General features: G+C 61.2%; 24 protein-coding genes and 1 pseudogene. 13 read left to right on the top strand and 12 right to left on the bottom strand.

Annotated elements, in window-relative coordinates; translation table 11 throughout:
• Positions 1 to 2 precede the first annotated feature (2 nt).
• Positions 3 to 890 carry a dTDP-4-dehydrorhamnose reductase gene (rfbD, locus tag HFO99_RS15930; RefSeq protein WP_222362227.1) on the top strand — a complete coding sequence of 296 codons (888 nt, stop codon included), beginning with the start codon at positions 3 to 5 and terminating at the stop codon, positions 888 to 890.
• 10 nt (positions 891 to 900) lie between these two features.
• On the top strand, positions 901 to 1,770 hold the full coding sequence (gene rfbA, locus HFO99_RS15925) for a glucose-1-phosphate thymidylyltransferase RfbA (protein WP_222362226.1): 870 nt from the start codon (positions 901 to 903) through the stop codon (positions 1,768 to 1,770).
• Positions 1,771 to 1,891: 121 nt separating this feature from the next.
• On the opposite strand, the gene HFO99_RS15920 is transcribed toward rfbA, so the two are convergent.
• The 7 genes from HFO99_RS15920 to HFO99_RS15890 all read right to left on the bottom strand — a co-directional run bounded on the left by HFO99_RS15920 (position 1,892) and on the right by HFO99_RS15890 (position 8,689).
• On the bottom strand, positions 1,892 to 2,503 hold the full coding sequence (locus tag HFO99_RS15920; RefSeq protein ID WP_164577668.1) for a riboflavin synthase: 612 nt from the start codon (positions 2,501 to 2,503) through the stop codon (positions 1,892 to 1,894).
• Positions 2,503 to 3,810: a bifunctional diaminohydroxyphosphoribosylaminopyrimidine deaminase/5-amino-6-(5-phosphoribosylamino)uracil reductase RibD gene (gene ribD, locus HFO99_RS15915; RefSeq protein WP_222362224.1), complete on the bottom strand. Its 1,308-nt coding sequence runs from the start codon at positions 3,808 to 3,810 to the stop codon at positions 2,503 to 2,505. Before ribD ends, HFO99_RS15920 begins: the two co-directional genes overlap by 1 nt.
• 3 nt (positions 3,811 to 3,813) lie before the next feature.
• A complete protein-coding gene (gene nrdR / locus HFO99_RS15910; protein WP_003547190.1) occupies positions 3,814 to 4,290 on the bottom strand; it encodes a transcriptional regulator NrdR in 477 nt (158 codons plus the stop codon).
• A 9-nt stretch (positions 4,291 to 4,299) separates the two neighbouring features.
• A complete protein-coding gene (glyA, locus tag HFO99_RS15905) occupies positions 4,300 to 5,598 on the bottom strand; it encodes a serine hydroxymethyltransferase (protein ID WP_164577666.1) in 1,299 nt (432 codons plus the stop codon).
• A gap of 264 nt (positions 5,599 to 5,862) precedes the next feature.
• Positions 5,863 to 7,164: a murein L,D-transpeptidase gene (locus tag HFO99_RS15900; protein WP_222362222.1), complete on the bottom strand. Its 1,302-nt coding sequence runs from the start codon at positions 7,162 to 7,164 to the stop codon at positions 5,863 to 5,865.
• A 443-nt stretch (positions 7,165 to 7,607) separates the two neighbouring features.
• Complete coding sequence (gene ldtR / locus HFO99_RS15895; protein WP_003547156.1) at positions 7,608 to 8,123, bottom strand: transcriptional regulator LdtR; 516 nt, start codon at positions 8,121 to 8,123, stop codon at positions 7,608 to 7,610.
• A 128-nt stretch (positions 8,124 to 8,251) separates the two neighbouring features.
• Entirely contained in the window at positions 8,252 to 8,689 is a 438-nt protein-coding gene (locus HFO99_RS15890) for a DUF6163 family protein (RefSeq protein WP_222332970.1), read from the bottom strand.
• A gap of 294 nt (positions 8,690 to 8,983) precedes the next feature.
• On the opposite strand from HFO99_RS15890, the gene hemB reads away from it, so the two are divergent.
• The 6 genes from hemB (at position 8,984) to HFO99_RS15860 (ending at position 13,115) form a co-directional block, all read left to right on the top strand.
• Positions 8,984 to 9,997, top strand: coding sequence for a porphobilinogen synthase (gene hemB / locus HFO99_RS15885; protein ID WP_221981211.1), 1,014 nt, complete (start codon positions 8,984 to 8,986; stop codon positions 9,995 to 9,997).
• Between the two features lie 101 nt (positions 9,998 to 10,098).
• Positions 10,099 to 10,557 carry an RDD family protein gene (locus HFO99_RS15880; protein WP_003547150.1) on the top strand — a complete coding sequence of 153 codons (459 nt, stop codon included), beginning with the start codon at positions 10,099 to 10,101 and terminating at the stop codon, positions 10,555 to 10,557.
• A gap of 220 nt (positions 10,558 to 10,777) precedes the next feature.
• Positions 10,778 to 11,554: an arginyltransferase gene (locus HFO99_RS15875; RefSeq protein WP_222362220.1), complete on the top strand. Its 777-nt coding sequence runs from the start codon at positions 10,778 to 10,780 to the stop codon at positions 11,552 to 11,554.
• A complete protein-coding gene (locus HFO99_RS15870; RefSeq protein ID WP_222332967.1) occupies positions 11,555 to 12,442 on the top strand; it encodes a DMT family transporter in 888 nt (295 codons plus the stop codon).
• Positions 12,443 to 12,498: 56 nt separating this feature from the next.
• A complete protein-coding gene (locus HFO99_RS15865; RefSeq protein WP_222332966.1) occupies positions 12,499 to 12,720 on the top strand; it encodes an AbrB/MazE/SpoVT family DNA-binding domain-containing protein in 222 nt (73 codons plus the stop codon).
• Positions 12,717 to 13,115, top strand: coding sequence for a type II toxin-antitoxin system death-on-curing family toxin (locus HFO99_RS15860; protein ID WP_222362218.1), 399 nt, complete (start codon positions 12,717 to 12,719; stop codon positions 13,113 to 13,115). Before HFO99_RS15865 ends, HFO99_RS15860 begins: the two co-directional genes overlap by 4 nt.
• Here HFO99_RS15860 and HFO99_RS15855 read toward each other — a convergent pair.
• Both HFO99_RS15855 and parC read right to left on the bottom strand, forming a co-directional pair.
• On the bottom strand, positions 13,099 to 13,557 hold the full coding sequence (locus tag HFO99_RS15855; RefSeq protein WP_025394013.1) for an SRPBCC domain-containing protein: 459 nt from the start codon (positions 13,555 to 13,557) through the stop codon (positions 13,099 to 13,101). The genes HFO99_RS15860 and HFO99_RS15855 overlap by 17 nt on opposite strands.
• A gap of 158 nt (positions 13,558 to 13,715) precedes the next feature.
• Positions 13,716 to 15,971 carry a DNA topoisomerase IV subunit A gene (gene parC / locus HFO99_RS15850; RefSeq protein WP_222332964.1) on the bottom strand — a complete coding sequence of 752 codons (2,256 nt, stop codon included), beginning with the start codon at positions 15,969 to 15,971 and terminating at the stop codon, positions 13,716 to 13,718.
• 235 nt (positions 15,972 to 16,206) lie between these two features.
• Here parC and HFO99_RS15845 point away from each other — a divergent pair, with 235 nt between their 5' ends.
• Positions 16,207 to 17,394: a YdgA family protein gene (locus tag HFO99_RS15845; protein ID WP_222362216.1), complete on the top strand. Its 1,188-nt coding sequence runs from the start codon at positions 16,207 to 16,209 to the stop codon at positions 17,392 to 17,394.
• Positions 17,395 to 17,450: 56 nt separating this feature from the next.
• Here HFO99_RS15845 and HFO99_RS33935 read toward each other — a convergent pair.
• Positions 17,451 to 17,558, bottom strand: a pseudogene (locus HFO99_RS33935) (TetR/AcrR family transcriptional regulator); the annotation flags it as partial.
• 69 nt (positions 17,559 to 17,627) lie between these two features.
• Positions 17,628 to 19,418 (bottom strand): aspartate--tRNA ligase, encoded by a 1,791-nt coding sequence (aspS, locus tag HFO99_RS15840; protein ID WP_222252065.1) that lies wholly within the window; start codon positions 19,416 to 19,418, stop codon positions 17,628 to 17,630.
• A 253-nt stretch (positions 19,419 to 19,671) separates the two neighbouring features.
• Here aspS and HFO99_RS15835 point away from each other — a divergent pair, with 253 nt between their 5' ends.
• The 4 genes from HFO99_RS15835 (at position 19,672) to HFO99_RS15820 (ending at position 25,145) form a co-directional block, all read left to right on the top strand.
• Positions 19,672 to 21,063 (top strand): multicopper oxidase family protein, encoded by a 1,392-nt coding sequence (locus HFO99_RS15835; RefSeq protein ID WP_222332962.1) that lies wholly within the window; start codon positions 19,672 to 19,674, stop codon positions 21,061 to 21,063.
• A gap of 173 nt (positions 21,064 to 21,236) precedes the next feature.
• Positions 21,237 to 22,382, top strand: coding sequence for a ribonuclease D (gene rnd, locus HFO99_RS15830; protein ID WP_064251469.1), 1,146 nt, complete (start codon positions 21,237 to 21,239; stop codon positions 22,380 to 22,382).
• A 188-nt stretch (positions 22,383 to 22,570) separates the two neighbouring features.
• Complete coding sequence (locus HFO99_RS15825; protein ID WP_222362214.1) at positions 22,571 to 23,632, top strand: adenylate/guanylate cyclase domain-containing protein; 1,062 nt, start codon at positions 22,571 to 22,573, stop codon at positions 23,630 to 23,632.
• A gap of 154 nt (positions 23,633 to 23,786) precedes the next feature.
• Entirely contained in the window at positions 23,787 to 25,145 is a 1,359-nt protein-coding gene (locus HFO99_RS15820) for an esterase-like activity of phytase family protein (protein ID WP_222362212.1), read from the top strand.
• A 151-nt stretch (positions 25,146 to 25,296) separates the two neighbouring features.
• Here HFO99_RS15820 and ppx read toward each other — a convergent pair whose 3' ends face one another.
• Complete coding sequence (gene ppx / locus HFO99_RS15815; RefSeq protein ID WP_222362209.1) at positions 25,297 to 26,814, bottom strand: exopolyphosphatase; 1,518 nt, start codon at positions 26,812 to 26,814, stop codon at positions 25,297 to 25,299.
• Positions 26,815 to 26,824: the final 10 nt, after the last annotated feature.

Here is a 26,824-nt window from a genome sequence, read left to right as displayed (position 1 = left end):
CGATGCGCATTGCCGTCACCGGCAAACAGGGCCAGGTCGTTCAGTCGCTGCTCAGACGTGGCGGCGAAATGGGCGCCGAAATCAGCGCGGTCGGGCGCCCGGAAATGGACCTCGCGGATCCGGCAAGCATCGTAGCCGCCTTCTCGGCTCTGCGCCCGGATGTGATCGTCTCCGCCGCCGCCTATACGGCGGTCGACAAGGCCGAGAGCGAACCCGAGCTTGCTTTTTCCGTCAACGCGGCAGGCGCGGGGGCGGTTGCCGAGGCTGCCGCGCGGATTGGGGCCCCGATCATCCACATTTCGACCGACTACGTCTTCAGCGGCGACAAGACCTCTGCCTATTCCGAAGAGGATGCGACGGCGCCGATCTCCGTCTACGGGCGTTCGAAGCTCGCGGGCGAGAAGGCCGTCGCGGCGGCGAACCCGAACCACGTCATCTTGCGCACCGCCTGGGTCTATTCGCCCTTTGGCACCAATTTCCTGAAAACAATGCTGCGGCTTTCCGAGACGCGCGATCATCTTCGCGTTGTCGCCGATCAGACAGGATGCCCGACCTCGGCACTCGACATCGCCGACGCGATTGTTGCGATCGCAACCCGTATCATAGCGGACCCTGAGCCATCGCTCCGCGGCACTTTTCACCTGACCGGCAGCGGCGAAGCAAGCTGGGCTGATTTCGCCGAAGAGATTTTCGCGGAGCTTCTTAAATCCGGCGGCAGAAACGTCGCCGTCGAGCGCATCCCGACAGCGGATTATCCGACACCGGCCAAGCGTCCCGCCAATTCACGTCTCAATGGCGACAAGCTCGCCAGAACATATGGAATCCGGCTGCCGGAGTGGAAGCAGTCTATGAAGATTGTCATGCAAGACCTCTTGATTAAAGGTCTTTAGGGAGATGGGCATGAAGGGGATTATTCTCGCCGGCGGCACGGGCACGCGTCTGCATCCGATCACGCAGGCCGTCTCGAAACAGTTGATGCCGGTCTACGACAAGCCGATGATCTACTATCCGCTGACGACGCTCATGCTCGCCGGCATCAGGGAGTTGCTGATCATCACCACGCCTCACGACGTCGAAGCATTCAAGCGCCTTCTCGGCGACGGCTCGCAATGGGGAATTTCGCTGACCTATGCCGTACAGCCGAGCCCGGACGGCCTCGCCCAGGCCTTCATCATCGGCGCCGACTTCGTGCACGGCGACAGCTCGGCACTCGTTCTCGGCGACAACATCTTCTACGGGCACGGACTGCCGGAAATCATGAAATCCGGCACGAGCCGGCGGGAAGGCGCGACGGTATTCGCCTATCACGTCACCGATCCGGAACGCTATGGCGTTGTCGGCTTTGACGAAAAAATGAATGCGCTGTCGATCGAGGAGAAACCGAAGGAGCCAAAATCGAACTGGGCGGTGACCGGCCTCTATTTCTACGACCAGCAGGTGGTCGATATCGCCGCCAACCTGAAGCCATCACCGCGCGGCGAACTGGAAATCACCGACGTCAACCGCACCTATCTTGAGCGCGGCCAGCTTTTCGTGGAGCTGATGGGTCGGGGCTATGCCTGGCTCGACACCGGTACGCCGGACAGCCTGCACGATGCCGCAGGTTTTGTCAGCACGCTGGAGAAACGCCAGGGCTTCAAAATCGCCTGCCCTGAAGAAGTCGCCTGGCGCATGGGTTACATCTCCCAGGACGACCTCGCCAAGCTCGCGGAGAAGCTTGGCAAGAGCGCCTACGGCCAGTATCTGACCAAGCTGTCCCCGGATTGGTGAGCTATCCGGCCGGCGCCGCGTCGCAGACGTGCAGTTGGATGCGTCGACGAGCGCCTGATGATCTTGCGCGCCCAGCATGCCAGTCGTGGTGTGACGCTGGAAACCGTTACAGGTTTTTGATTCAGGTGCTCGGGAATTCCGCCAGTCGGGCGGCGTAGCGCGCCATGGTGTCGACTTCGAAATTGACGAAATCGCCGGCCTTGCGATCGCCCCAGGTGGTGACCTCGAGCGTGTGGCGGATGAGCAGCACGTCGAAATCCGTGCCGTCGACCGCATTGACCGTCAGCGAGGTGCCGTCGAGTGCAATCGAACCCTTGGGGGCGACGAATTTCGCCAGATGTTCGGGGGCGCGCAGGCGGTAGCGGGTGGCGTCGCCCTCTGCTGTCACCGAGAGGATTTCCGCCTTGCCGTCGACATGGCCGGAAACGATGTGGCCGCCGAGTTCATCGCCGATCTTCAGCGACCGTTCGAGATTGATGCGGCTGCCCTCCTGCCAGGTGCCGATCGTCGTCAGCCGCAGCGCCTCTTCCCAGGCCTCGACCTCGAACCAGCGACCGTTGCTGCCTTCCTGCGGCAGGCCGGTGACGGTGAGGCAGATGCCGGCGTGAGAGATGGAAGCGCCCATATCGATGGTTGCCGGGTCGTAACTCGTCGCAACGCGGAGCTTGATGCCCTCCTTGAGCGGCGAAACGGATTCGATCGTACCGATGTCAGTAACAATTCCGGTGAACATCAAAGCCCTCTTTCGTATTCGTCCAGGCGATCTTCGCCGAACATCAGCGTGCCCGTATGGGCAAAACCCGATGGTATGTCGGTTGCATCAAGCGGGGATTCAATACCGCCCTCGCCGATGACAACTGGCGCTTGGTAAAGCTGGATGCGGTCGACGAGGCCAGCCTCGAGAAAAAGCCGCGCCGTCTTTGCGCCGCCCTCGACCAGAAGCGAAGAAATACCGCGCGTCGCGAGTGCCGGCAGCAGGACTTCCGGATGATAGGGATTGCAATGGACGACCTCGACGCCGGCGGCTTCCAGCGCGGCACGGCGGGAGTCCATGTCGGTGGGTGAGGCACCCCCCTCTGCCCTGCCGGGCATCTCCCCCACAAGGGGGGAGATCGGATCGGGGTTAGCCCCTTTCCCTACGTCTTGCCTCAAGGCGAAACCATCACCATCGGAAACTGGGGAATTCGGATCGCGCCTCTTGCCGATCTCCCCCCCTGTGGGGGAGATGCCCGGCAGGGCAGAGGGGGGTAATCCCTCCGCATCCGATGACAACGGCCACACTTCCTCGCTTGCCACCACCATGACCGGCACTTCCCGCGCCGTCGCGACGAGCTTGCTGGTCAGCGGCAATGCCAGCGAGGGATCAAGCACGATGCGGATCGGCGATTGCGATTGAAGACCTGGCGCCCGTACCGTCAGCAGCGGATCATCGGCAATCGCGGTGCCGATGCCGACCAGGATGGCATCGGTTTCGGCGCGCAGCGCCTGCACCTGGGCGCGGGCCTCCGGGCCTGTTATGGCCACCTGCCCTGCCCCCTCGCGGCCGATCATGCCATCGGCGGAAACGGCAAGTTTGAGAGTCACATAGGGCCGGTTCTTCGTCTGGCGGGTGAGATAGGCGGCAAGCGACTGCCGGCCCTCCGCCTCCAGCACGCCGGCATCCACCTCTATGCCGGCTTCGCGCAGCATGGCGATGCCGCGGCCTGAAACCCGCGGATCGGGATCGGTGACGCTGATGACGACGCGGGCAACGCCATAGGCGATCAGCGCCTCGGAACAGGGCGGCGTCCTGCCGTGATGCGAGCAGGGCTCAAGCGTCACGTAGGCGGTGGCGCCGCGGGCAAGCACGCCGGCTTCGGCGAGTGCCTGCGTCTCGGCATGCGGGCGGCCACTGAGCGCCGTCACCGCACGGCCGACGATGATGCCGTCCTTGACGATCAGGCAGCCGACGGAGGGGTTGGTGGCCGTGCGGCCGAGATGCCAGCGCGACAGGCGGATCGCCGCCGCCATGAAACGTTCATCATGCGGCGTGATGCTCATGGCTCACCTGTCCAGCGGGTCGCGAGCGATCTTGGCGTTGATTTCGGAAATGACCTTCTCGAAATCCTCGGCAAGCGAGAAATCCCGATAGACCGAGGCGTAGCGCACGAAGCCGACATCATCGAGGCTCTTCATGGCTTCCAGCACCTGCAGGCCGATCTGCTCGGAGGAGATTTCGGTCTCGCCGGAGCTTTCAAGCCGGCGGACGATACCCGAGACAGCGCGCTCGATGCGATCACGCTCGACCGGACGTTTGCGCAACGCCACTTCGAAGGAGCGCACCAGCTTGTCGCGGTCGAAGGGCACCTTGCGGCCGGTCTTCTTGATGACCATCAGCTCGCGCAGCTGCACGCGCTCGAACGTGGTGAAGCGGCCGCCGCAATCCGGACAGATGCGCCGCCGGCGGATGGACGTGTTGTCCTCCGCCGGGCGCGAATCCTTGACCTGGGTATCTTCCGAACCGCAATAGGGGCAGCGCATCCCTACTCCTTATCCCAAGTAATCATACATGGGGAAGCGGTCGGTGAGGCTGACCACCTTGCCGCGCACGGCGGCTTCGACGGCGGCATTGCCTTCATCGGAATTGGCGATCTTCAGGCCGTCGAGAACCTCAACAATCAGATTGCCGATCTCGCGGAATTCGGCTTCCTTGAAGCCGCGGGTCGTGCCGGCCGGCGCGCCGAGGCGAACACCTGAGGTGACGAAGGGCTTTTCCGGATCGAAGGGAATGCCGTTCTTGTTGCAGGTGACGTAGGCGCGGCCGAGAGCTGCCTCGGCGCGCTTGCCGGTGGCGTTCTTCTTGCGCAGGTCGACCAGCATCAGGTGGTTGTCGGTGCCGCCGGAGACGACGTCAAGTCCGCCCGATATCAGCGTTTCAGCAAGCGCCTTGGCGTTCTTGACCACCTGGGCAGCATAATCCTTGAATTCCGGCTGCAGCGCCTCGCCGAAGGCCACAGCCTTGGCAGCGATGATATGCATCAGCGGGCCGCCCTGAAGGCCCGGGAAAACGGCCGAATTGAACTTCTTCGCCAGATCCTCGTCATTGGTGAGGATGACGCCGCCGCGCGGACCGCGCAACGACTTGTGGGTCGTCGTCGTCGCGACATGGCAATGCGGGAACGGGGACGGATGAACGCCACCGGCGACAAGGCCGGCGATGTGGGCCATGTCGACCATCAGATAGGCGCCGACGCTGTCGGCGATCTCGCGGAAGCGCTTCCAGTCCCAGATGCGGGAATAGGCAGTGCCGCCGGCGATAATGAGCTTCGGCTTGGTTTCCTCGGCCTTGCGGGCGACTTCATCCATGTCGAGCAGGTTGTCGCCTTCGCGCACGCCGTAGGAGACGACGTTGAACCACTTGCCGGACATGTTGACCGGCGAACCATGCGTGAGGTGGCCGCCCGAATTCAGGTCGAGACCCATGAAGGTGTCCCCCGGCTGCAGCAGCGCCAGGAACACGGCCTGGTTCATCTGCGAACCGGAATTCGGCTGGACGTTGGCGAAATTGACGCCGAACAGCTTCTTGGCACGCTCGATCGCCAGTTCCTCGGCGATATCGACGAATTGGCAGCCGCCGTAATAACGCTTGCCGGGATAACCCTCGGCATATTTGTTGGTCATGATGGAGCCCTGGGCTTCCAGCACGGCGCGGGAGACGATGTTCTCAGAAGCGATCAGTTCGATCTCGTGCCGTTGGCGACCGAGTTCCTTTCCGATCGCGCCGAAAATATCCGGATCGACATCCGCAAGCGAGCGATTGAAGAAGGATTCGGTGGAAGCATTGGTCATGGGCGGGCTCCTCAACTGGAATGCGCTGAGGTATTAGCCTTCCGCTGTGGCGAGAGCAATACGGAGAACGACATTTGCTGAGCAAAGCGCGCGCTCACGCTCTTTTGCGGCCGCGCCGCGCCGATCTTTGGCGACCGCCTCAAGGAGCGTCTCCTCGGACATAAAAAACCGCGCCCGAAATGAACTGACCCCCGAGGTTGGATGTCCAACTTTCGGGGGTCAGTTCAAAAGCGCGGTTCTCAAATCACGATGCAGAGTCGCCGCTTACTGGACCGGCTGTTCCATGCCAGCCGTGGTGTCGAGCGCCAGCTCGGCATTGCCGTCCATCTGATAGATGTCGTCGCGGAACTGGACGATACCGTCGGGCATGCCCCAGGCGGAGATGTAGACGAAATAGACCGGAACTTCCGTGGCGAGCTTGACCGGTGTGTTGACGCCGGTTGCGATCACCTGCTCCATCTGCTGGCGGTTCCAGCCGGGGGTCTCGCGCAACAGCCAGTTCGACAAGTCGCGGACGTTCTGGACGCGGACGCAACCCGACGATTCAAAACGCATCAGCTTGTTGAACAGGCCCTGCTGCGGCGTGTCGTGCATATACTCGCCGTTCTTGTTGTAGAAGTTGATCTTCGTCGACGCCATGGCGTTGGTCTTGCCGGGGTCCTGACGGAACATCAGGTTCGGCGCCTCGCCGTTCCAATCGATGGTCTCGGGGGCGACTTCGTTGCCCTTGCCGTCGATCAGGCGGATGGCGTTCTTTTCGAGATAGGTCGGATCCTTGCGCATCAGCGGCATGATGTCTTTTTCGACGATCGAGCGCGGCGCCGTCCAATAAGGATTGAGGATGACTTCGTAGATCTTCGAATTGACGAGATGCGTCGGGCGGCTGAGACGGCCGACAACCGCGGTGTGGCGCGTCGCGACACTGCCGTCTTCGACAGCCTCGACATACGCGGCCGGGATGTTGACCATCAGGTGACGGCGGCCCATGTCTTCGGGGAAGGTCTGCAGACGGATCAGATTGGTGTTCAGCTGCTGCAGGCGGACATCGGCAGGAATGTTCATCGCCTTCAGCGTGAATTCGCCGAGAACGCCATCGGCCGGCAGACCGTGGCGGGCCTGGAAGCGCTTGACGGCGCCATCGACGTAGGAATCGAAAGCGTTGGACAGGCCGGCTTCGCGCGGCAGGTCGCCGGTGATCGCAAGGCGCTGACGCAACGCCTGGACGGAAGGAGAGCTGACGCCGAGCTGCAGGCGCTGGTCACCGGGATTGACCTCAGGCCAGCCGCCAGCTGCGGCGATCTGCTGATACTGCATAATCGCCTGCTGCGCGCTCGCAACAGACTGCGGGCCGAGGATCGGTGTGTTGGAAACCATGGCGCTTGCCGTGCGCGAAGCCGCCTTGGCGTCGAACTGGTCGTCCCAGTTGCCGCGGCGCGGTGCATTGATCAGCGTATCGAGCGCCGATTGCGCGAATGCCGGCGCGGCAATCGCGCTGGCGCCAACCGTTGCCGCGGACGCCAGGAAAGCGCGGCGCGAGAGAGCTTCAATTCCGTTTTTCTTCGACATAGTCCCAACCACTGAATGCCGCTACAAAGAGATCTGCGGCCTTTTGCGATATCACTGCGCTTTAACGCAGATCCCAGTCCATTCGTTGTCCCGGCGCACCGAAAAATTCCGCTTGCCCCATCACAAGATTGCGATGCGGCAGCCTGAACATTCCTGATCGGTCTATTGAAAGCGCCGGTTGTTAGGCCTTCCGCTGCCACACCAATATGGCCAATTCGTGTTGCCGGGCGGGTAGAAGGACTGCCGGCTACCGGAAACACGACGCGACGAACCATATGACGGGGTAAAGCGTGCCGGTTAATAACGGCTAAAAAACGGCTTGAATACCGGGCTTTGCGCTTGCCTGCCATGCGTTGCAAAGATGCCACGCGGATATAAACGGCAAATCGGACGTGCAGGGAGCACGTCCGATTTTCTGCAACCCTGGAAGGAGGTCAGGGGTCTTAGAGACGGTACAGGATCTGGTCGTTCCAGAAACGGTCCAGGCGCTGGAGCAGCTTGTTCATCTGCGTGAACTCGTCGGTGCCGATGCCGCCGACCTTGTCGATCGAGGCGATGTGGCGTTCGTAGAGCTTGGCCACCGTTTCGGCGATGTCCTGGCCGGTTTCGGTCAGGCTGATGCGGACCGAGCGACGGTCGATGCGCGAGCGCTGATGGTTGATGAAGCCGAGATCGACCAGCTTCTTGACGTTGTAGGAAACGTTGGAGCCGAGATAGTAGCCACGCGAGCGCAGCTCGCCGGCGGTCAGCTCGGAATTGCCGATGTTGAAAAGGAGCAGCGCCTGGATGGCGTTGACGTCGCTGCGACCCTGACGGTCGAATTCGTCCTTGATGACGTCGAGAAGACGACGGTGCAGACGTTCAACGAGATGAAGGGATTCCATGTAAAGATCACGGATGTCGTGGTCCTGCTGGTCACGGAAGGTCGATACCGCCTGCGGCTTGATTTTCGTGTTCATATTGACTGCCTCACTGTTTGTTTGGCGGTGTGTTTTCTTCCCGCCTTGAGTGAGACCCTATCGAATACATATAAAATTCGACTTAAACCGCAGGCTTAACGGAGCCTTACCGGTAACCCCACGTTGTCTCAGGGTAAATCAACACTTACCTGGCGGCGATGCCGGCGCTTTTCCAGCCAGAGCAGCAGGCGGAAAATCAAGTAGACGACGGCGACCATGACATGCAGCAGGATGATCAGCCGGTTGGGGCCGAAAATATCCGGCAGCAGGCCATACATGAGGATTTGTCCGCCGGCGGCCAGCACCCAGATAACCGGTCCCCAGGAGACGGTCAGCCAGAGGCCGAGGGAGGCGACGGGGAAGAGCACGGCGAGGCTGGTGCTCGCCACCTTCCATGGCAGGCTCAAAAGATCGAAGCGGCCGGCGCCGACCAGCGAGTAGCCGACGAGCATCGCCCAATATTGGAGGCCGAACCAGAAGCAGGATACGGCAACCAGTCTCAGGAAGAGAATGAAGAGGATATCCGCCAGTGTGTGTTTCGGTATCGTCGGGGAGTCGGTTTCCATAGCGCAGACATCGGTTCGGGGTTGCATTTTCATAGAGAACGCCGCGCGTCTGGCAAGACGCGCCAAGGACGCTCTATAACATTGCGCTGGCGCATAACCCTGAAAATCCAGTCCGATTTTCGGGGTCATGCGCTAAAGCATCTTGTATTTATGCATGTCGTTATCCCGGAACCGCTGCACACTTCCGGGCGACATGAATAGGTTTTTCCGCCGCGGCCAATCGTCCGGTTTGGATTTTCCAGGCGCCATGATAATGAGCGCTCCGATAAATGGAATGGGCCAAGGACAGATATCATGCAGGACAGGACGCATCTCGTCGACGACATCACCGGTCATCGCCGCATGCGGCGCAACCGCAAGGCAGATTGGACACGCCGGCTGGTGCAGGAGAACCGGCTGACGGTCGATGACCTGATCTGGCCGATCTTCATCGTGCCGGGTTCCGGCATCGTCGATCCGATCGCGGCCATGCCGGGCGTCAACCGCATGAGCATCGATAAGGCCGTCGAAGCCGCGCGGGAAGCGGCCGGCCTCGGCATTCCGGCACTCGCCACCTTCCCGAATATCGAGATGGAACTGCGCGACGAGACCGGCTCGAACAGCCTCGAAGCCAACAACCTGATCAATCAGGCGACGGCGGCGATCAAGAAGGCGGTGCCCAATATCGGCATCATCACCGACGTCGCGCTCGATCCCTTCACCAGCCACGGTCATGACGGCATTCTTAGAGGCGGCGAGATCGTCAACGACGAGACGGTCGACCAGGTGGCGCGCGCCGCCGTGATGCAGGCAGATGCCGGCGCCGACATCATCGCGCCGTCGGAGATGATGGACGGACGCATCGGCGCGATCCGCATGGCGCTGGATGCAGCCGGTCACCAGAGCGTCGGCATCATGAGCTATGCGACGAAATTCGCCTCCGCCTTCTACGGTCCCTATCGCGAGGCCATCTCGACGGGCGGGCTGCTGAAAGGCGACAAGAAGACCTATTATATCGACCCCGCCAACGGCACCGAGGCGATCCGCGACGCGGCCCTCGACGTCGAGGAAGGCGCCGACATGCTGATGGTCAAGCCCGGCCTGCCCTATCTCGATATCTGCTGGCGGATGAAGGAGGCGTTTGGCCTGCCGACCTTCGCCTACCAGGTGTCCGGCGAATATACGCAGATCAAGGCGGCGGCGATGAATGGCTGGATCGACGGCGAGCGGGCGATGCTCGAAACGCTGCTGTCGTTCAAGCGGGCGGGCTGCGACGGTGTCCTCACCTATTTCGCGGTCGAAGTGGCGAAAATTCTCGCAAAGCGGTGATTGGGCCGAACCGGCCGAAAATCATCCAAATCTAGAGCAAATATTGCATTTTGCCCTGCCGATACCATATCAGCGGCATCGTTTTTCCGCAGGAGATTGAGATGAGCTACAACCCCAATCCGCTTTATGCCGCACCGGAGGACTGGCGCGCCTATAGCGGCGTGTTGAGCCGCCGGGTCTTCGCCTTCATCCTCGACTACGTCATCGTGGCGCTGCTCTGCATTCCCGCGGCGATCGTGCTGTTCTTCCTGTCGATCGTTACGCTGGGGCTCGGCTTCTTTCTCTACCCTGCCCTCTTCGTCATCGTTGCCGGCATTTACTTCGGCCTGACGGTGGGCGGGCCGAGCCAGGCCTCGCTCGGCATGCGCGCCATGGGGATCGCGATCGTGCGCGTCGATGGACGGCCGATGGATTTCATGACGGCGATCGTGCATCTGGCACTGTTCTGGATCCTCAACTCGGTGCTGACGCCGCTCATTCTACTTGCCGGCCTGTTTATCGAACGCAGCCGTCTCGTTCACGACCTGCTGGTGGGCACGGCGACGGTGCGCACTGCTTGAGACTTTGGCTGAGACCTTAGCTGAAACCCTAACTGCGATCTCGGGGGCGGAGACGAAATAAAGTCTCCGCCTTCTCTTTGCCGGCGGGCGCCGGCGCTCCATATCTAGAATTAGAAGACTGATATGAAGGGGCGAAACGCGCCCCGCTGTTGACGTTTTTTATTCTTAGGTCATGCTGTCAGGAAACGGCACGGTCTCGACAGGGAAATTTCCGCGACAAATGAATACGCAGACGACGCCATCCCCGCAGTTTTATCTGACGGCTCCGGCTGCGTGCCCGTACTTGCCGCATGAGATGGAACGCAAGGTGTTCACCCATCTGGTCGGCCCGCGTGCTGCCGAGATGAACGACATCCTGACGCAGGGCGGTTTCCGCCGCTCGCAAAACATTGCCTATCGCCCGGCCTGCGAATCCTGTCGCGCCTGCGTTTCCGTGAGAATTCTCGCCCAGGAATTCGAGCCGACGAAATCGATGAAACGGGTGCTTGCCGCCAATTCCGACGTCATCGCCACCGAATTCGCAGCCCAGCCTTCCAGCGAGCAATATTCACTCTTCCGACGCTATCTCGATTTTCGCCACCAGCAGGGCGGCATGTCCGACATGACCGTGCTCGACTATGCAATCATGGTGGAAGACACGCATGTGAATACGAGAATCATCGAATACCGCCGGCGCGAAGAAGGCTCAGGACTGGAGCAGCGTCCGAAAGGTGAACTGCTTGCCGCTGCGCTGACCGACACGATGAGCGACGGGCTATCGATGGTCTATTCCTATTTCAATCCGGCACTCGATCGGCGTTCGCTCGGCACCTTCATGATCCTCGATCATGTCAGGCGCACGAAAGCGCTGGGACTGCCGCATGTTTACCTGGGCTACTGGGTTCAAGGGTCGCGGAAAATGGACTATAAGACGCGCTTCCAGCCTCAGGAGCATCTGACCCCGCGCGGCTGGGAACGCTTCGATCCCTCGTCCATGCCGGAGAGCATCCACGACTGAATGTTCCCCACCGCTCTTTCCGACCATCGGAAGGGCCTGCTGCTGACGGCGATCGGCGGGCTGGTGCTTTCCGTGGATATTCCGTTGATGCGGCTCGCCGGCGGTGAGCTCTGGTCGATCCTTGCCGCGAGAAGCATAGCGACCCTTGGCGCGGCGCTTCTGGTCGCCACAGTGCTCAGGATCGCCAAGGGGCGATGGCCAGTGCTGGTGCCGGGCTGGCCGGGCCTGGTCACTGGTCTGCTTTACGGCCTGACGACGGTGGTCTTCCTTCTCGCCGTTTTCAACACGTCGACGGCCAATGTCGTTTTCATCGTCGCCTTCAATCCGATGTTCGCTGCCCTGCTTTCCTGGATTTTCCTGAAAGAACGGCCGGCACCAGCAACGCTGATCGCCATGGCGGCGATGATCTTCGGCGTCGGCCTGATCGTGCGGGACGGGCTTTCGGGCGGCCATCTCTTCGGCGACAGCATGGCGCTGCTCACCGCCTTCATCATTGCCGCCGCCATCACCATCAGCCGCGCCTCCCGCCGGAAGATGGGCTTCGTCTCGCTGCTTTCGACGGTGCTGCCGGCGGCGGTCGGCCTGATCGCCGTCATGCCGGCGGGTGGTTTTTCGATCGAGCATCCCGCCTGGATCCTCCTCAATGGCGCGGTCATGATGCCGCTTGCCCTCTGGTGCCTGGCGACCGGGCCGCGTTACCTCTCCGCGCCGGAGGTGGGCATGTTCTACCTGCTCGAAACCGTGCTCGCACCGATCTGGGTGTGGCTGATCTTTGCCGAAACGCCAGCGCCGATGACGCTGGTCGGCGGCGGCATCCTGGTGATGGCGATCGCAGCGCATTCCGTCTGGATGGTGCGGAAGAAAAGCATCAGGCAAATGGCAGGATAAGAGTTGTCGCCTGCTTGGCCTGATGTTATAACTCCGTTACCACAGAGGACAAAACGATGAATGTCACGATCCGCAAGATCGGAAATTCCGAGGGTGTTATCCTCCCTAAAGAGGTGCTGCAGCGGTTGGGCCTGAGCAGCGGCGACAGCCTCGAACTGCGAGAGATCGAGGGTAGCATCCAGCTTGTACCGGAATCGGCCGATCTTGCCGAGCAAATGCGGGCAGCCCGCATCGGCATGGAAAAATATCGGGTGGCACTCCGCGAACTCGCGAAATGATACGGCTTAAGTGGCTAAGCCGCCAAGCAATTGAAAATATGCACGACGAGCAAATCGCCGAGCATGGCGGTCTGGCTGGCCTGCGGGATGCCAATGCATTGGAAACCAGCTTGGCACGCCCGCTTAACAAGGCGGCATACGGCGAGACTGACATCTTCGTACTCGCCGCAGCCTATCTCTATGCCATTGTGAGAAACCACCCATTCGTGGATGGAAACAAGCGTACCTGCTATCTCGCGGCATTTACCTTTCTCTACATCAACCGCTACGTCATCAACGCCGAAAATGCGCAGGTCGTTGCATTTGTACTAGACGTCGCAGCCGGCGAGATCGACGAAGAAGGTGCGACCCGCTTCCTGCGGGATTTCAGCATACCGCTCAGCCCGTCGCCTTGAACTGCTGCTGCTCCAGTTCCCTGCCCAGCCCCTCGACCACATGAGCCCAGCCCTTCCGGGTCTTTTCCTCGTGTTCGGCCCATTCGGCGCACATTTCATGGGTCAGCGTCAGACGGCTGCCGCTGCCGAGAGGTTCGATGTCGATCTCGACGCGGTCGCAATTGTGGTCGTGCTCCTCGACTGAGAAGCTGAAGACCATGCGCTGCGGGCGCTTCAGTTCCAGGAAGACGCCCTGGTGAAAGGCGTCGCCGGTCGGCCGGCGGTCGACGACAAAGAAACGGCCGCCGACACGTGGATCGATTTCGGCGCGGATGACATGACCGTCATCGGTGGCAAACAGGAAACGGCGGGCGATTTCGGGGTTGAGCCAGGCGTCGTAGACGACAGCGGGCGGCACTTTGTAGGTGTGGCTGACATGCAATTTGATGGTGCTGGCGGGCATCGATTTTCCTCCGTTAACGGCGCGCGCACTTTCCCCAAGCGCACGAGCCTCGGCCATTCCGTCCGCCTTCGGAGCCGGCCTGTTCGTATCTTTGGTAACAGGAGTGAGATAGAGGAATTGTCGCGCCCGCCAAGAGTCGGGCGCGGAATTTTTAGGCCTCAGCCGGCGAATTTGCCGCTGCGCGGGAAGCCCTTCGGCACGGTGCGACCGGCAGTGGCGCGATCGGCCAGCCATTCGGCAAGCTCGTCCTTGTTCTTCGTGAAGGTGCGGCCGGCGCTGTCTTCCCAGACGAGGCCGTCTGATATCGCGAAGCAGCGGACGTCGGAAATGCCGCCATCCTTGTAGCGCTGCAGACGCACGCCCTTGCCGCGCGACATTTCCGGCACCTGCGCCAGCGGGAATACCAGCAGCTTGCGGTTTTCGCCAACGACGGCGACATGGTCGCCGCTGACGGGCACGAGCAGCTGCGTTTCCTCGGGCAGCCCGACATTCATGATCTGCTTGCCCTTGCGGGTATTGGCGACCAGCTCGGCCTCCGGAACGACGAAGCCGTTGCCGGCGGTCGAGACGATCAGTTGCTTGCGCGAGGGATCATGGACGAAAGCGGTCAGCACCGCCTGGTCGTTATCCATATCGACGATGATGCGCAGCGGCTCGCCGTGACCGCGGCCGCCCGGCAGCTTGTCGCCGCCTAGCGTGAAGGCCTTGCCGCCTGTGGTGAGGATGAGGATCTTGTCCGTCGTCTGCGCCGGGAAGGCGATCTTCAAGCCGTCGCCTTCCTTGAAGGTCAGCGCCGCCGTATCGGCGATATGGCCCTTCAACGCGCGGATCCAGCCCTTTTCGGAAATGACGACGGTGATCGGTTCCTTCTCGATCATCGCCTGCTGGATTGCTTCCTCGTCGGTCTCGGGCGCATCGGCAAACTGGGTGCGGCGGCGGCCGACCTCGGTCGCCTTGGCGAATTTCTTCTTCACCTCGCCGATTTCCCAGGCGACCGTCTGCCACTGCTTGTCGTCGGAGGACAGCAACGCTTCGATCTCGCCCTTCTCCTTGGTGAGCTCGTCGAATTCCTTGCGGATCTCGAACTCTTCCAGCTTGCGCAAGGCGCGCAACCGCATATTGAGGATCGCTTCGACCTGATTGTCGGTGAGATCCCAGCGCGCCATCATCACCGGCTTCGGCTCGTCCTCCTCGCGGATGATGCGGATGACCTCATCGATGTTGAGGTAGGCGACCAGCAGGCCGCTGAGGATTTCAAGACGTCTGTCGATCGCCGCCAGGCGGAAGCGCGAACGGCGCTGCAGAACTTCGCGGCGGTGGTCCAGCCACTCCTTCAACACCTCGTTCAACGCCATGACCCGCGGGATGCGGCCCATGGAGAGCACGTTCATATTGAGCGGGAAGCGGCTTTCGAGTTCCGTCAACTTGAACATCGATTCCATCAGGATCGTCGGATCGACGCTGCGGGTCTTCGGCACCAGCACGACACGGATGTCCTCGGCCGATTCGTCGCGAATATCTTCCAGCAGCGGCAGCTTGCGGGCGATCAGCAACTCGGCGATCTTCTCGATCAGCCGCGATTTCTGCACCTGGAAGGGAATTTCGGTGATGACGATCTGGTAGCCGCCGCGGCCGAGATCTTCCGTCTGCCATTTCGCCCGCACGCGGAAACCGCCGCGGCCGGTGCGGTAGCTCTCGATGATGCTGTCGCGGTTGTCGATGATGATGCCGCCGGTCGGGAAATCCGGGCCGGGAATGAATTCGACGAGCTTTTCGACGGTTGCATCGGGATGCTTGATCAGATGCAGAGCGGCGTCGCAAAGCTCGTGGGCATTGTGCGACGGGATCGAGGTCGCCATGCCGACGGCGATGCCGGAGGAGCCGTTGGCGAGCAGGTTCGGGAAGGCGCCGGGAAGGACGACCGGCTCGGAATTCGATTCGTCGTAAGTGTCGCGGAAATCGACGGCATCCTGGTCGATGCCTTCGAGCAGCAGTTCGGAGACCGCCGTCATCTTCGATTCGGTGTAACGCATAGCGGCGGGGCTATCGCCGTCGATATTGCCGAAATTACCCTGGCCGTTGACCAGCGTGTAGCGCTGCGAGAAGTCCTGGGCGAGACGGGCAAGCGCATCGTAAATCGACTGGTCGCCGTGCGGATGGTAATTACCCATCACCTCGCCGACGATCTTGGCGCATTTTCTGAAGGCCGAGTTCGGCCTCAGCCCCATCTCGTTCATCGCATAGACGATGCGGCGATGGACAGGTTTCAGCCCGTCGCGCACGTCAGGCAGGGCGCGGTGCATGATGGTCGATAGCGCATAGGCAAGGTAACGCTGCTCGAGCGCCGCCTTGAGGTCGACCGGCTGGATGTGATCGTCGTCTCCGCCTGAAGGCGGCAAAATCTCTTGTCCCATAGGTCCTGACTAGCTCAGAAGAGGCCGGCGGGCAAGGAATCCGGGCCATTGCAGCTGTGGATGAAGTCTTGGGACTGACATCAAAGGATGAGACAAACGTTCCGCCGCAATTTGGACTTCGTTTGCCGTTCCTCTCAACAGAAATTTAGAGATCCGCAAATATAAAGCGGGCCTAATCCGTAGTAGCGTAACTGCAGATTTTCAACCGCCACCACGCCACCAGAGGAATCACCCCATGAACTTTTCCCGGACAACGCGGCTGATGCTGTCGGGCGCCGCCTTTTTCTCACTCGCCGGTTCGGCCTTCGCCCTCGACGGCGCCGATCTGCTGAAGAAGCTCAATGCTGCCTATGCCGTACAGGGCGGAACGATTTCGGCTGACGCCGTCGATATCGACGGCACGACCGCAACGCTGAAGAATGTCACCGTCAAATCGGCCGGCGGCGAAAGCCTGGCCGTCGGCGAAGTCACCCTTTCCGGCGTCGAAGAAGACGAGGATGGCGGCTATTACATCGAAGAGGCCGCCTTCCCCGATATCAACACCACGAAAGACGGCGTCACGGTCACGGCGCAGGAGCTGACGCTCGGCGGCATCTCGATCCCGGCAACGGCGGGCGGCGACACGCTCGATACCATGATGCTTTACGAGACCGCCCATACCGGCCCGCTGAAGGTGGTCAAGGACGGCGCGGAAATATTCTCGCTGCTCGAAAGCGACATGAACCTGACGCTGCGCGAGGACGAATCCGGCTTCGATTTCGACGGCGCCTTCAAAAGCATGAAGGCCGATCTCAGCAAAGCCGAGGATCCGCAGAGCAAGGACGCGATCGAGAAACTGGCCCTGCAGCACGTCCAGGGCGACATCACCATGAAGGGCGCTTGGGAACTGGCCCCCGGCACGATCGACATTTCGGAATTCGCCTTCGACTTCACCAACATCGGCAAGCTGAACCTTGGCTTCAAGATCTCGGGCTACACGATGGCCTTCGTGAAGTCGCTGCAGGATGCGATGAAGCAATCCGAAGCCGGTGCGAACAAAGAAGAATCGCAGCAGGCGCTCGGCCTTGCCATGCTCGGCCTGATGCAGCAGCTGTCCTTCGAGGCCGCGCAGGTGCGCTTCGAAGATGCCTCGATCACCAAGCGCGCGCTCGATTATGCCGGTTCGCAGCAGAACATATCGGGCAAGCAGATGGCCGATTCGTTGAAGGCGATGACGCCGATCATGCTGGCGCAGCTCAATATCCCGGAACTGCAGAACGCCGTTTCGGCGGCCGTCAACACCTTCCTCGACGACCCGAAGAGCCTGACCGTCAAGGCCGCTCCTGAAAAGCCGGTGCCGTTCCCGACGATCGTGGGTGCCGCGATGGGCGCTCCGAACACGCTGCCGCAGGTGCTTGGCGTCAAGGTGACCGCCAACGACTGATCGCTTCCTCTTGCGATGGAAGGCCCGGCAACTCGTTCTGGCGGGCCTTTTCGTTTTCATGCGCAGTGGCGAGCGACTTCAGAAATGGCAAGGGCTGCGATATCAAGCAATTCCTCGCGGGATGCTCCGTCCCTCGCCTGCACCGACATTCCCCGGATGATGGCGCCTGAGCGACCGAACCAAAAGAAAAGCCCGGCGATTTGCCGGGCTTTTGCATTCGGGATCAGATGATCTCAGTCCTTCTTGACCGGCGGGATCGGCCGGATCGAGAGCTCGCGCAGCTGTGTCGGCGTTGCCGGGCTCGGCGCCCCCATCAGCAGGTCTTGGGCCTGTTGGTTCATCGGGAAGAGCGAGATTTCGCGCAGGTTCTTCGCGCCGACGAGCAGCATGATGATACGGTCGATACCGAAGGCAGCACCGCCATGTGGGGGCGCGCCATACTGGAAGGCGCGATAGAGGCCGCCGAAACGGTCTTCAACATCCTGCTGGCTGAGGCCGACCTTCTCGAAGGCGGCGACCATGGTTTCCGGCGACTGGTTGCGGATCGAGCCCGAGGCGATTTCGAAGCCGTTGCAGACGGCGTCATACTGGAACGCCTTGATGGTCAGCGGATCCTGGTTCTGAAGCGCATCGAGGCCGCCCTGCGGCATCGAGAACGGGTTGTGGGCGAAATCGACCTTCTTTTCTTCATCGCTCCATTCGAAGAACGGGAAGTCGACGATCCAGCAGAGTTCGAAACGGTCGCGATCGACAAGGTTCAGCTCTTCGCCGGCCTTGGTGCGGGCTTCACCGGCAAACTTGTAGAACTTGGCCGGATCGCCGGCAACGAAGAAGCAGGCGTCACCGTCATCGAGGCCGAGCTGGGTACGGATCGCGTCGGTGCGCTCCTCGCCGATGTTCTTTGCAAGCGGGCCGGCGCCCTCGAGTTTGTCACCTTCCTTGCGCCAGAAGATGTAACCGAGACCAGGCTGACCGGTCGACTGCGCCCAGGCATTCATGCGATCGCAGAATGCTCTGGAACCGCCGGTCTTGGCCGGAATAGCCCAGATCTCGACCTTCGGGTTCGAGGCGATCATGCCGGCGAAGACCTTGAAGCCGGAGCCGGCGAAATGTTCGGTCACAGCTTCCATGACGATCGGGTTGCGCAGGTCCGGCTTGTCCGAACCATATTTACGGATCGCCTCGTCATAGGGGATGCGCGGCCATTCCTTGGTGACCGGCTTGCCTTCGGCGAACTCTTCGAAAATGCCTGATATCAGCGGACCCATCGTGTCCCAGACGTCTTCCTGGGTGACGAAGCTCATTTCGAGGTCAAGCTGGTAGAATTCGCCTGGCAGGCGGTCGGCGCGCGGGTCTTCGTCACGGAAGCAGGGCGCGATCTGGAAGTAGCGGTCGAAACCCGCCACCATCAGCAGCTGCTTGTACAGTTGCGGCGCCTGCGGCAGCGCGTAGAACGTGCCGGGATGGATGCGGGAGGGCACGAGGAAGTCGCGCGCGCCTTCCGGCGAGGAGGCCGTCAGGATCGGCGTCGTATATTCGGTGAAGCCGACATTGCCCATTTCGCGGCGCATGGCCGAGATGACCTGGGTGCGCTTGACGATGTTCCGGTGCAGCGTTTCGCGGCGAAGATCGAGGAAGCGATACTTCAGGCGGACGTCTTCGGGATAGTCCGGCTCGCCGAAGACCGGCAGCGGCAATTCCCTGGCTGCGGAGAGGACTTCGATCTCCTGCGCATAGAGCTCGATCTCGCCCGTTGCCATGGTCTTGTTGACAGTATCTTCGGTGCGGGCCTTGACGAGACCGTCAATGCGGATGACCCATTCGCCACGCGCCGTTTCCGCCATCTTGAAGGCCGGGCTGTCGGGATCGGCAACGACCTGGGTGATGCCGTAATGGTCGCGAAGGTCGATGAAGAGAACGCCGCCATGGTCGCGAACGCGGTGGACCCAGCCGGAAATGCGGACGGTCGAGCCGACATCCGACTTGCGGAGGGCGGCACATGTGTGGCTGCGGTAGCGATGCATGATCTCAAATCCTGGCATATGCTGAGACGGCAGCAAGGGTTCCAAGAACCCTCAAGCGCCGACAAGAAAATCGGGCGGAAAAGCGCATGGACGCTCCGATTTGTCAAGGCTTGGCGCACGCCACCGATCGTCTGACATGCGTTTATGGCGAGCCTGCGACCGGTATGCTGCGGCAGTTTGGCCGCACTTCCCGTATTGCTGAAGCCACCGGTCAACTTTAAAAGGATCGGCATTCTCACCGTGGAGCGTCCGCATGCCTCTCCTTAGCCGCCGCAACCTCTTGAAGGCATCCGCTGTTGCGGGGGCTTATGGCGTCGGCATCGGCATTGCCGGTAAATTCGGGTTTGCCGAGGCGGCGCCCGAGCCGCAGCTGCTGACGGCGGTGAAGACCGAGGCCATGCTGACCGAGGCGGGACCGACCAGGGATATCATGAGCTGGGGCCATGGCGGCATGCCGCCGCTCCTGCGGATGAGGAAGGGGCGCCCCTTCGCGGCACGGCTGAAAAACGGCCTTGATGAGCCGACGACGATCCACTGGCACGGGCTTCGCATCGACAACCGCATGGACGGCGTGCCGTTCATGACGCAGCCTTACGTCTATACCGGCGATAGCTTCGATTACGCCTTCACGCCACCTGATGCCGGCACTTTCTGGTATCATCCGCATTGCAACACGCTGACGCAGATGGGGCATGGCATGACCGGTGTCATCGTCGTCGAAGATCCGGCCGATCCGGAGTTCGATACCGAGGTGGTGCTGAACCTGCGCGACTGGCGGCTCGGCGGCGACGGACAATTCATCGCCCCCTTCCGCCCGCGCGATGCGGCCAAGACCGGCACCTACGGCACGGTGCGCACCGCCAACTGGCATCAGGAGCCGCGATATGACGCACCGGCCGGCGGGCTGGTTCGGCTGCGCATTGCCGTGACCGACGTGACGCGGATCTTCTCGCTGAAGATGGAAGGCGCCGATGCGACCGTGATTGCGATCGACGGAAATCCGGTGCCGAAGCGTTTTTCCCTCGACCTCCTGCAGATCGGGCCGGGTCAACGGCTCGATCTTGCCGTGCGCATGCCGGACGACGAAGGCGCGATCGCAACGCTGGAAGATATCCGCGGCACAGCGCCGAAGACGATCGCCAGCCTGCGCGCGGTCGGATCATCCTTGAAGCGCGCTATCGGCGATCTTGGGCCGCTTGTCGACAATCCCGTCCCGAAGGCCGATCTTTCCATCGCCGAGCAGATCCCGCTGATACTGAGCGCCACTGCCGAGAATGCCGCCGTCGAAGGCATCTGCGGCACGCTCGGCTACAGTTTCTGGGCAATCAACAAGGTGCCATGGCCAGGCGACACGCCCGATCCGACGGCACCGCTTGCGGAATTGAAGCTCGGCAAGAGCTATGTCTTCAATCTCGAGAATACCACGCCGCATTCCCATCCGATCCATCTGCACGGGATGAGCTTCACGGTGATCTCCTCCTCGACGCGGGAGGTGATGCCGCTGGTGTCCGATACCTATCTCATCCAGCCGGACGAGAAGGTGCAGCTTGCCTTCGTCGCCGACAATCCCGGCGACTGGCTGCTGCATTGCCATATCATTGAGCATCAGAAGACGGGGATGACGAGCTATCTCAGGGTAAGCTGAGGCAGTGCGCTTTCACCACGGTTGGGCTGCGCTTCGCGCCGGCGTTCGCGCCTTGCCTCAGTTTGGACGTGATTCTTAGCCAGCAATGCTCGAAGCGTATGCTGTTGTATTGACATATCGAACCGAAAGGAGAAGGAAGGTTTAACCGACCTTTTCCTTGCGAATGAAATGATATGATCGAAACCACCGCCGATTTGGCGGCCGCCTGCAAAGAGCTGGCCAAGTCCGACTTCATCACCATCGACACCGAATTCCTGCGCGAAACGACCTTCTGGCCGGAGCTCTGCCTGATCCAGATGGCAAGCCCGACGACGGAAGTTCTCGTCGATCCACTGGCCAAGGGAATCGATCTCGCCCCCTTCTTCGAGCTGATGGCCGATACGAAGGTGCTGAAGGTCTTTCATGCGGCGCGCCAGGACATCGAAATCATCTTCAATCGCGGCAATCTCATACCGCATCCGATCTTCGACACGCAGGTCGCCGCCATGGTTTGCGGCTTCGGCGACAGCGTCTCCTATGACCAGTTGGTCAGCCGCATCAAGAACGTGCATATCGACAAGTCGTCGCGCTTCACCGACTGGAGCCGCCGGCCGCTGTCTGAGAAGCAGCTGGATTATGCGCTGGCCGATGTCACCCACCTGCGCGACGTCTACCTGTCGCTGAAGGCGGAACTTGATCGCGAAGGCCGCACCTCCTGGCTCTCCGAGGAAATGGATATTCTCGAGTCGCGCGAAACCTACGACATGCATCCTGACGATGCCTGGCAGCGGCTGAAGATGCGCCTGCGCAAGCCGCAGGAGCTGGCGATCCTGAAATATGTCGCTGCCTGGCGCGAACGCGAGGCGCGGGCCCGCAACGTGCCGCGTTCGCGGGTGCTGAAGGACGATGCGATCTACGAGATCGCCCAGCAGCAGCCCAAGGATACCGAGGCGCTCGGCCGGCTGCGCACCATTCCGAAAGGCTGGGAGCGCTCGGTCTCCGGCGCCGCGGTCATCGAGGCCGTCAACACCGCACTTGCTCTTCCGAAGGCCGATATGCCGCATGTGCCACGCCAGGCGCAGGCGCCCGAAGGGGCCGCTGCTGCCGTCGAATTGTTGAAGGTACTGCTGAAGCTGATTTCGGAAAAACACGGCGTGGCGCCGAAGGTGATTGCCAACAGCGAGGATCTCGACAAGATCGCCGCCGAGGGCGAGAAGGCCGAAGTCGCTGCCCTGCACGGCTGGCGGCGCGATCTTTTCGGCGAGCCGGCACTGCAACTGATCCAGGGCGCGATCGGCCTGCGCTTCGTGGACCGGAAGGTCGAGACCGTCAGCCTCTGAGACTGCTGCAGAATTCCTTAAATCGGAATCGATTTGAGGATTAAAATTGTGCGGCAATTCAAAGTGCTGCGGCGTCCTTTAGCGGCTCTCGAAAAGACACGCTAAGGACGCAGTAGCTTCGAATTCGCTTGACGGTTTTTTCCGGCCTGAAACAATGGCGGGAGGAAACATCACGGCGCAGAGGCTGCATGCGGGAAATATCTCCGACACAGAATTGGATCCTGATCGCGATCGTCCTCGCGGCCAGCGGCGTCATCTATGATCTGATGTTCTACTCTAATCAGACGCCGGTTATCGGGGCGATCTTCGCGCTCTTCATCGGCATGCCGATCCTCGCCTTCGAGCGCAAGGTGCTGTTTCGAACGCTTTATAGACGCATCCAGAAGCTGCCGACCTTCGCCTTCATCATCACCGAACTGGTGATCTATGAGATCCTGATGAGCATCGGCTTTGCCTGCGCCGGCCTGCTGCTCTGGTCGCTCGGCATGCTGAAGCCGGCGTCGCTCCTCGACCTCGTCATCATGCCGTTCGAGGTCTTCCTGTATGCGCTTGCGGTCTGCACGATGCTGATCTTCGTCTTGCGCGTGCGAGAATTGCTTGGTCGTGAGGTCTTCCTCAGCATGCTCATCAGCCGCTACCGCAATCCGGTCAAGGAAGAACGCGTCTTTCTGTTCATCGACCTCGTCGATTCGACGGCTTTTGCCGAGAAGCATGGCGACCTCAGGGCGCAACAACTGCTGAACTCGCTGTTTGCGACCTTCGCCGAGCCCGTCAGGCGCCACAAGGGCATGATCAACGACTATGTCGGCGATGCGGCGATCATCACCTGGCCGCTTGCCCGCGGCGTCAAGGATGCGCGCTGTGTGCGCTGCATCTTCGATATCCTTGCCGACATCGACGCCAATGCCGCCGGCTGGCGGAAAAATTACGGGCAGGTGCCAAAGCTGCGCGCCGCCCTTCACGGCGGCGAGATCATCACCGCCGAAATCGGCGTCGACCATCACAAGATCAGCTATTTCGGCGATACGGTGAACACCACCGCCCGGCTGGAGACGCTCTGCCGCAGTCTGAACCGATCGGTTCTGATCTCCAGCGAGCTTGCCCGGCGCATGAATTTTCCCGACGACATCACCTGCGAGGATCTCGGCACTCATGCGGTGAAGGGACGCGGGCAGGCGCTCGGCGTCGTGGCGCTTACCTCGCGCGCGGTCACCGTGCTGAACACGCCGGCGGTCGTTCTGCACGGCTGATGCGTAAATTCAAAGTGTTACAGCATCCATTGCGCGTCTGAGAAAGACGCGCGGCGCTGTAAGTACGTCACCAAAGCTTCACCCAACCGTCAATTCGCTGACACGGAAGCCCTGCTAAGCGGAAGGCCTTTGCAATCCGTTCCACGGGGATATTATGAAGAACGCCCTTTTTGCTTCCGTATCGCTTTTCATCCTGGTCGCAGGCTCCGCTTCGGCCGACCAGCAGCAGTTCCCGGCCAAGCTCGCCGGCCAGGCGATCCTGCCCGCCAACACCATGGTTCCGGCACCGGCCGATGCCCCCGAATTCCTCAAGCATTCCGGCAAGTTTACCACGCCGGACCGCAAGCGCACCGAAGCGCTCGGCGCCGTTCCCGGTAAGGACGGCGCCCGCATCACCGATCTGAAGCTTCCCTTCGACGGCCAGCCGATCCAGGGTTTCTCGGGCGTCAAGACGATGGCCGACGGCACCTTCTGGACACTCTCCGACAACGGCTTCGGCTCGAAGTTCAACTCGTCGGATTCCATGCTCTTCCTGCACCAGATAAAGTTCGACTGGGCCGGCAACAAGGCTGAGGTCGTCAAGAACCTCTTCCTTTCCGACCCCAACAAGATCGCCCCGTTCCCGATCGTGCTTGAAGGCAGCGACACGCGTTATCTCACCGGCGCCGACTTCGACATCGAATCGATCCAGCCGGTTGCCGACGGCTTCTGGCTCGGCGACGAATTCGGTCCCTACATCCTGAAGTTCGACACATCAGGCCGCCTCACCGACGTCATTCCGACGACGCTCGACGGCAAGCCGGTGCTTTCGCCCGACAGTCCGCTTCTCTCGGTTCCATCAAACCCGGCCGCAAAGATGCCGGTCTTCAATCTGAAGCGCTCCGGCGGCTTCGAAGGCCTCGCCATGTCGAAGGACGGCGCCAAGCTTTACGGCCTGCTCGAAGGCGCCATCTACAAGGATGACGGCACGGTGGAAACCATCGACGGCCACACCGCCACCCGCGTCATCGAGTTCGATGTCGCTTCGAAAAAGTGGACCGGCCGCAGCTGGCTCTATCCGTTCGAGGACAAGGGTGTCTCGATCGGCGATTTCAACATGCTCGACGACACGACCGCTCTCGTCATAGAGCGCGACAACGGCGCCGGCATTGCGGACAAGGCCTGCGCCGACCCCAAGCAGCCGAAGCCGGATTGCTTTGAAGCTCCGGCCGTGCTGAAGCGCGTCTACAAGATCGAGTTCAACGACGCCAATGTCGGCAAGGCCGTTCGCAAGATCGGCTATATCGACCTGCTGAACATCCAGGACCCCGACAACAAGAAGAAGGCCGGCAGCAAGGACGGCGTCTACGACATGGCGTTCGTGACGATCGAAAACGTCGACCGCGTCGACGCCACGCACATCATCATCGGCAACGACAACAACCTGCCCTTCTCGGCCGGCCGCGCCGTCGACAAGGCTGACAACAACGAGTTCAGCCTGCTCGAAGTCGGCGAGTTCCTGAACGCGAAGTAATTCGGAATTCTGACACTGAATACGGAGGGCGGTGCGAAGGTGCCGCTTTTTGTTTTGTGGTGATTTCGAAATTTTGGCGTTGTGCCGGACCAGCCCCCTCTGCCCTGCCGGGCAGAGGGGGCTGGTCCGGCACAACGACCGCAAATCAAACCTATTCGAACCGAAACGCCAACCGCTTGTTCGTCAGCTTCGACAGCTGCTGCAGGCGGCCGTCCAGGCGTTCGCCGGCGAAGTCGCGATATTCGGGAGGCACGACGAATTCGAGGTCGAGGTCCGGGCTCGATGATTTGCGGAAGGTCAGGTTCTTGACGATGCCGGGCATCGAGGCCGAGAAGAGATAGACGACGCGCAACATGCCGCCGAGCAGCTTGGCGCGCTCGATGAGCTGCGGCGTGGCGATCTGCGCCAGCGGGCCGGTGGCGCCGTCGTCATGCAGGCCTTCGAAACGGTAATAGTTGGAAAGCGCGATGAAAGCGCGGCCGGGATGGCTGATGCCGACGAAAGAAGAGTGGGCGATGACGTTCAGCGCCTGCAGGCCGCGATAGTCGGGATGAGCGCGCCAGCTGATATCGGCCAGCAGACAGGCGGCCTGACGGTAGCGGCTTTCCTCCTGGGTTTCCTGGATGCCGAAAAGGGGCATCATGCGGCCGGTCCATTCCGCCAGCTCGCGGGCATGCTCCGGCGAACGGGCACGCAGGATCGCCAGTTCGCCGGCGGCGGCAAGCAGCGGATCCAGGCGGCGCTCGGATTCCGACAGCAGCGAATAAAGATATCCCTCGCGCACACCCTGCGCCGAGAAGGAAATCACCGACGGCTTCATCGCGCTCAACACTTCCTTCATGGCGATAGCGCCGAAGGGCAGCAGCGAACGGCGGTGCTTGGAAACGGCCTGCAGCGCCGGCTCCCTGGAATCGCGCGCGGTCACCTGTTCGAGGAACAGCATCATCGCTTCGAAAGACACCTCATAGCCCTGCATCATATGCAGCGGATAATGGGTGATTTCCATGTGCAGCTTGGCAATGTTTCTCCAGGTGCCGCCGACGGCGTAGAAGGTGCGCCCCTCGCCTTTCGACAGCAGCTTTGCCGTCTTCAGCTGCTTTCGGGCAAAGGTCTGGGCCTTGGAGAGCGAACCGCCGGCATATTCCGACAGGCGCAGGCCGCCGAGCGGCAGCGTGATGCCCTTGCCGACCTCTTTGCCCTTGATATCGATCAGCTCCAGCGAGCCGCCGCCGAGATCGCCGGCAATGCCGTCAGGATTATAGAAACCGCTGATGATGCCGAGCGAGGCGAATTTTGCCTCCTCCTCGCCCGAGAGCACGCGGACCTTGCGGTTAAGGATGGTTTCCGCCTGATGGATGAAATCGGGGCCGTTGCTCGCCTCGCGCGCGGCCGCCGTCGCCAGCACATACATGGTGGCAGCGCGGGCCTGATCTGACAGAGCCTTGAAACGGTGCAGCGCCGCCAGAGCCCGGCTGACACTGTCTTCGTCCATCTTGCCGGTAAGGGCGACGCCTTTGCCGAGGCCGCAGAGGACCTTTTCGTTGAAGAGGACGGTTGGCGAACGGGACATGCCTTCGTAGACGACAAGACGAATGGAATTCGATCCAATATCGACGACGGAGACCGGGGCGATCCCCGGAAGGCGCCCCTGGGCTTCAGATTCAACCATTTAGGTCCAG

Source organism: Rhizobium leguminosarum (assembly GCF_019798305.1).
Taxonomy (GTDB): Bacteria; Pseudomonadota; Alphaproteobacteria; order Rhizobiales; family Rhizobiaceae; genus Rhizobium; species Rhizobium leguminosarum_U.
This window is presented reverse-complemented; position numbering and strand designations above follow the sequence as displayed.

Excerpts from the sequence above, each read along its gene's own strand:
- HFO99_RS15860 (WP_222362218.1), top strand. The coding sequence starts at position 12,717 with ATGATACGGCTTAAGTGGCTAAGCCGCCAAGCAATTGAAAATATGCAC.
- HFO99_RS15855 (WP_025394013.1), bottom strand. The coding sequence starts at position 13,557 with ATGCCCGCCAGCACCATCAAATTGCATGTCAGCCACACCTACAAAGTG.
- ldtR (WP_003547156.1), bottom strand. The coding sequence starts at position 8,123 with ATGAACACGAAAATCAAGCCGCAGGCGGTATCGACCTTCCGTGACCAG.
- HFO99_RS15870 (WP_222332967.1), top strand. The coding sequence starts at position 11,555 with ATGTTCCCCACCGCTCTTTCCGACCATCGGAAGGGCCTGCTGCTGACG.
- HFO99_RS15835 (WP_222332962.1), top strand. The coding sequence starts at position 19,672 with ATGCCTCTCCTTAGCCGCCGCAACCTCTTGAAGGCATCCGCTGTTGCG.
- ribD (WP_222362224.1), bottom strand. The coding sequence starts at position 3,810 with ATGAGCATCACGCCGCATGATGAACGTTTCATGGCGGCGGCGATCCGC.
- HFO99_RS15880 (WP_003547150.1), top strand. The coding sequence starts at position 10,099 with ATGAGCTACAACCCCAATCCGCTTTATGCCGCACCGGAGGACTGGCGC.
- HFO99_RS15875 (WP_222362220.1), top strand. The coding sequence starts at position 10,778 with ATGAATACGCAGACGACGCCATCCCCGCAGTTTTATCTGACGGCTCCG.
- nrdR (WP_003547190.1), bottom strand. The coding sequence starts at position 4,290 with ATGCGCTGCCCCTATTGCGGTTCGGAAGATACCCAGGTCAAGGATTCG.
- parC (WP_222332964.1), bottom strand. The coding sequence starts at position 15,971 with ATGGGACAAGAGATTTTGCCGCCTTCAGGCGGAGACGACGATCACATC.
- HFO99_RS15820 (WP_222362212.1), top strand. The coding sequence starts at position 23,787 with ATGAAGAACGCCCTTTTTGCTTCCGTATCGCTTTTCATCCTGGTCGCA.
- rfbA (WP_222362226.1), top strand. The coding sequence starts at position 901 with ATGAAGGGGATTATTCTCGCCGGCGGCACGGGCACGCGTCTGCATCCG.
- aspS (WP_222252065.1), bottom strand. The coding sequence starts at position 19,418 with ATGCATCGCTACCGCAGCCACACATGTGCCGCCCTCCGCAAGTCGGAT.
- HFO99_RS15845 (WP_222362216.1), top strand. The coding sequence starts at position 16,207 with ATGAACTTTTCCCGGACAACGCGGCTGATGCTGTCGGGCGCCGCCTTT.
- HFO99_RS15890 (WP_222332970.1), bottom strand. The coding sequence starts at position 8,689 with ATGGAAACCGACTCCCCGACGATACCGAAACACACACTGGCGGATATC.
- HFO99_RS15825 (WP_222362214.1), top strand. The coding sequence starts at position 22,571 with ATGCGGGAAATATCTCCGACACAGAATTGGATCCTGATCGCGATCGTC.
- rfbD (WP_222362227.1), top strand. The coding sequence starts at position 3 with ATGCGCATTGCCGTCACCGGCAAACAGGGCCAGGTCGTTCAGTCGCTG.
- glyA (WP_164577666.1), bottom strand. The coding sequence starts at position 5,598 with ATGACCAATGCTTCCACCGAATCCTTCTTCAATCGCTCGCTTGCGGAT.
- HFO99_RS15900 (WP_222362222.1), bottom strand. The coding sequence starts at position 7,164 with ATGTCGAAGAAAAACGGAATTGAAGCTCTCTCGCGCCGCGCTTTCCTG.
- HFO99_RS15920 (WP_164577668.1), bottom strand. The coding sequence starts at position 2,503 with ATGTTCACCGGAATTGTTACTGACATCGGTACGATCGAATCCGTTTCG.
- HFO99_RS15865 (WP_222332966.1), top strand. The coding sequence starts at position 12,499 with ATGAATGTCACGATCCGCAAGATCGGAAATTCCGAGGGTGTTATCCTC.
- ppx (WP_222362209.1), bottom strand. The coding sequence starts at position 26,814 with ATGGTTGAATCTGAAGCCCAGGGGCGCCTTCCGGGGATCGCCCCGGTC.
- rnd (WP_064251469.1), top strand. The coding sequence starts at position 21,237 with ATGATCGAAACCACCGCCGATTTGGCGGCCGCCTGCAAAGAGCTGGCC.
- hemB (WP_221981211.1), top strand. The coding sequence starts at position 8,984 with ATGCAGGACAGGACGCATCTCGTCGACGACATCACCGGTCATCGCCGC.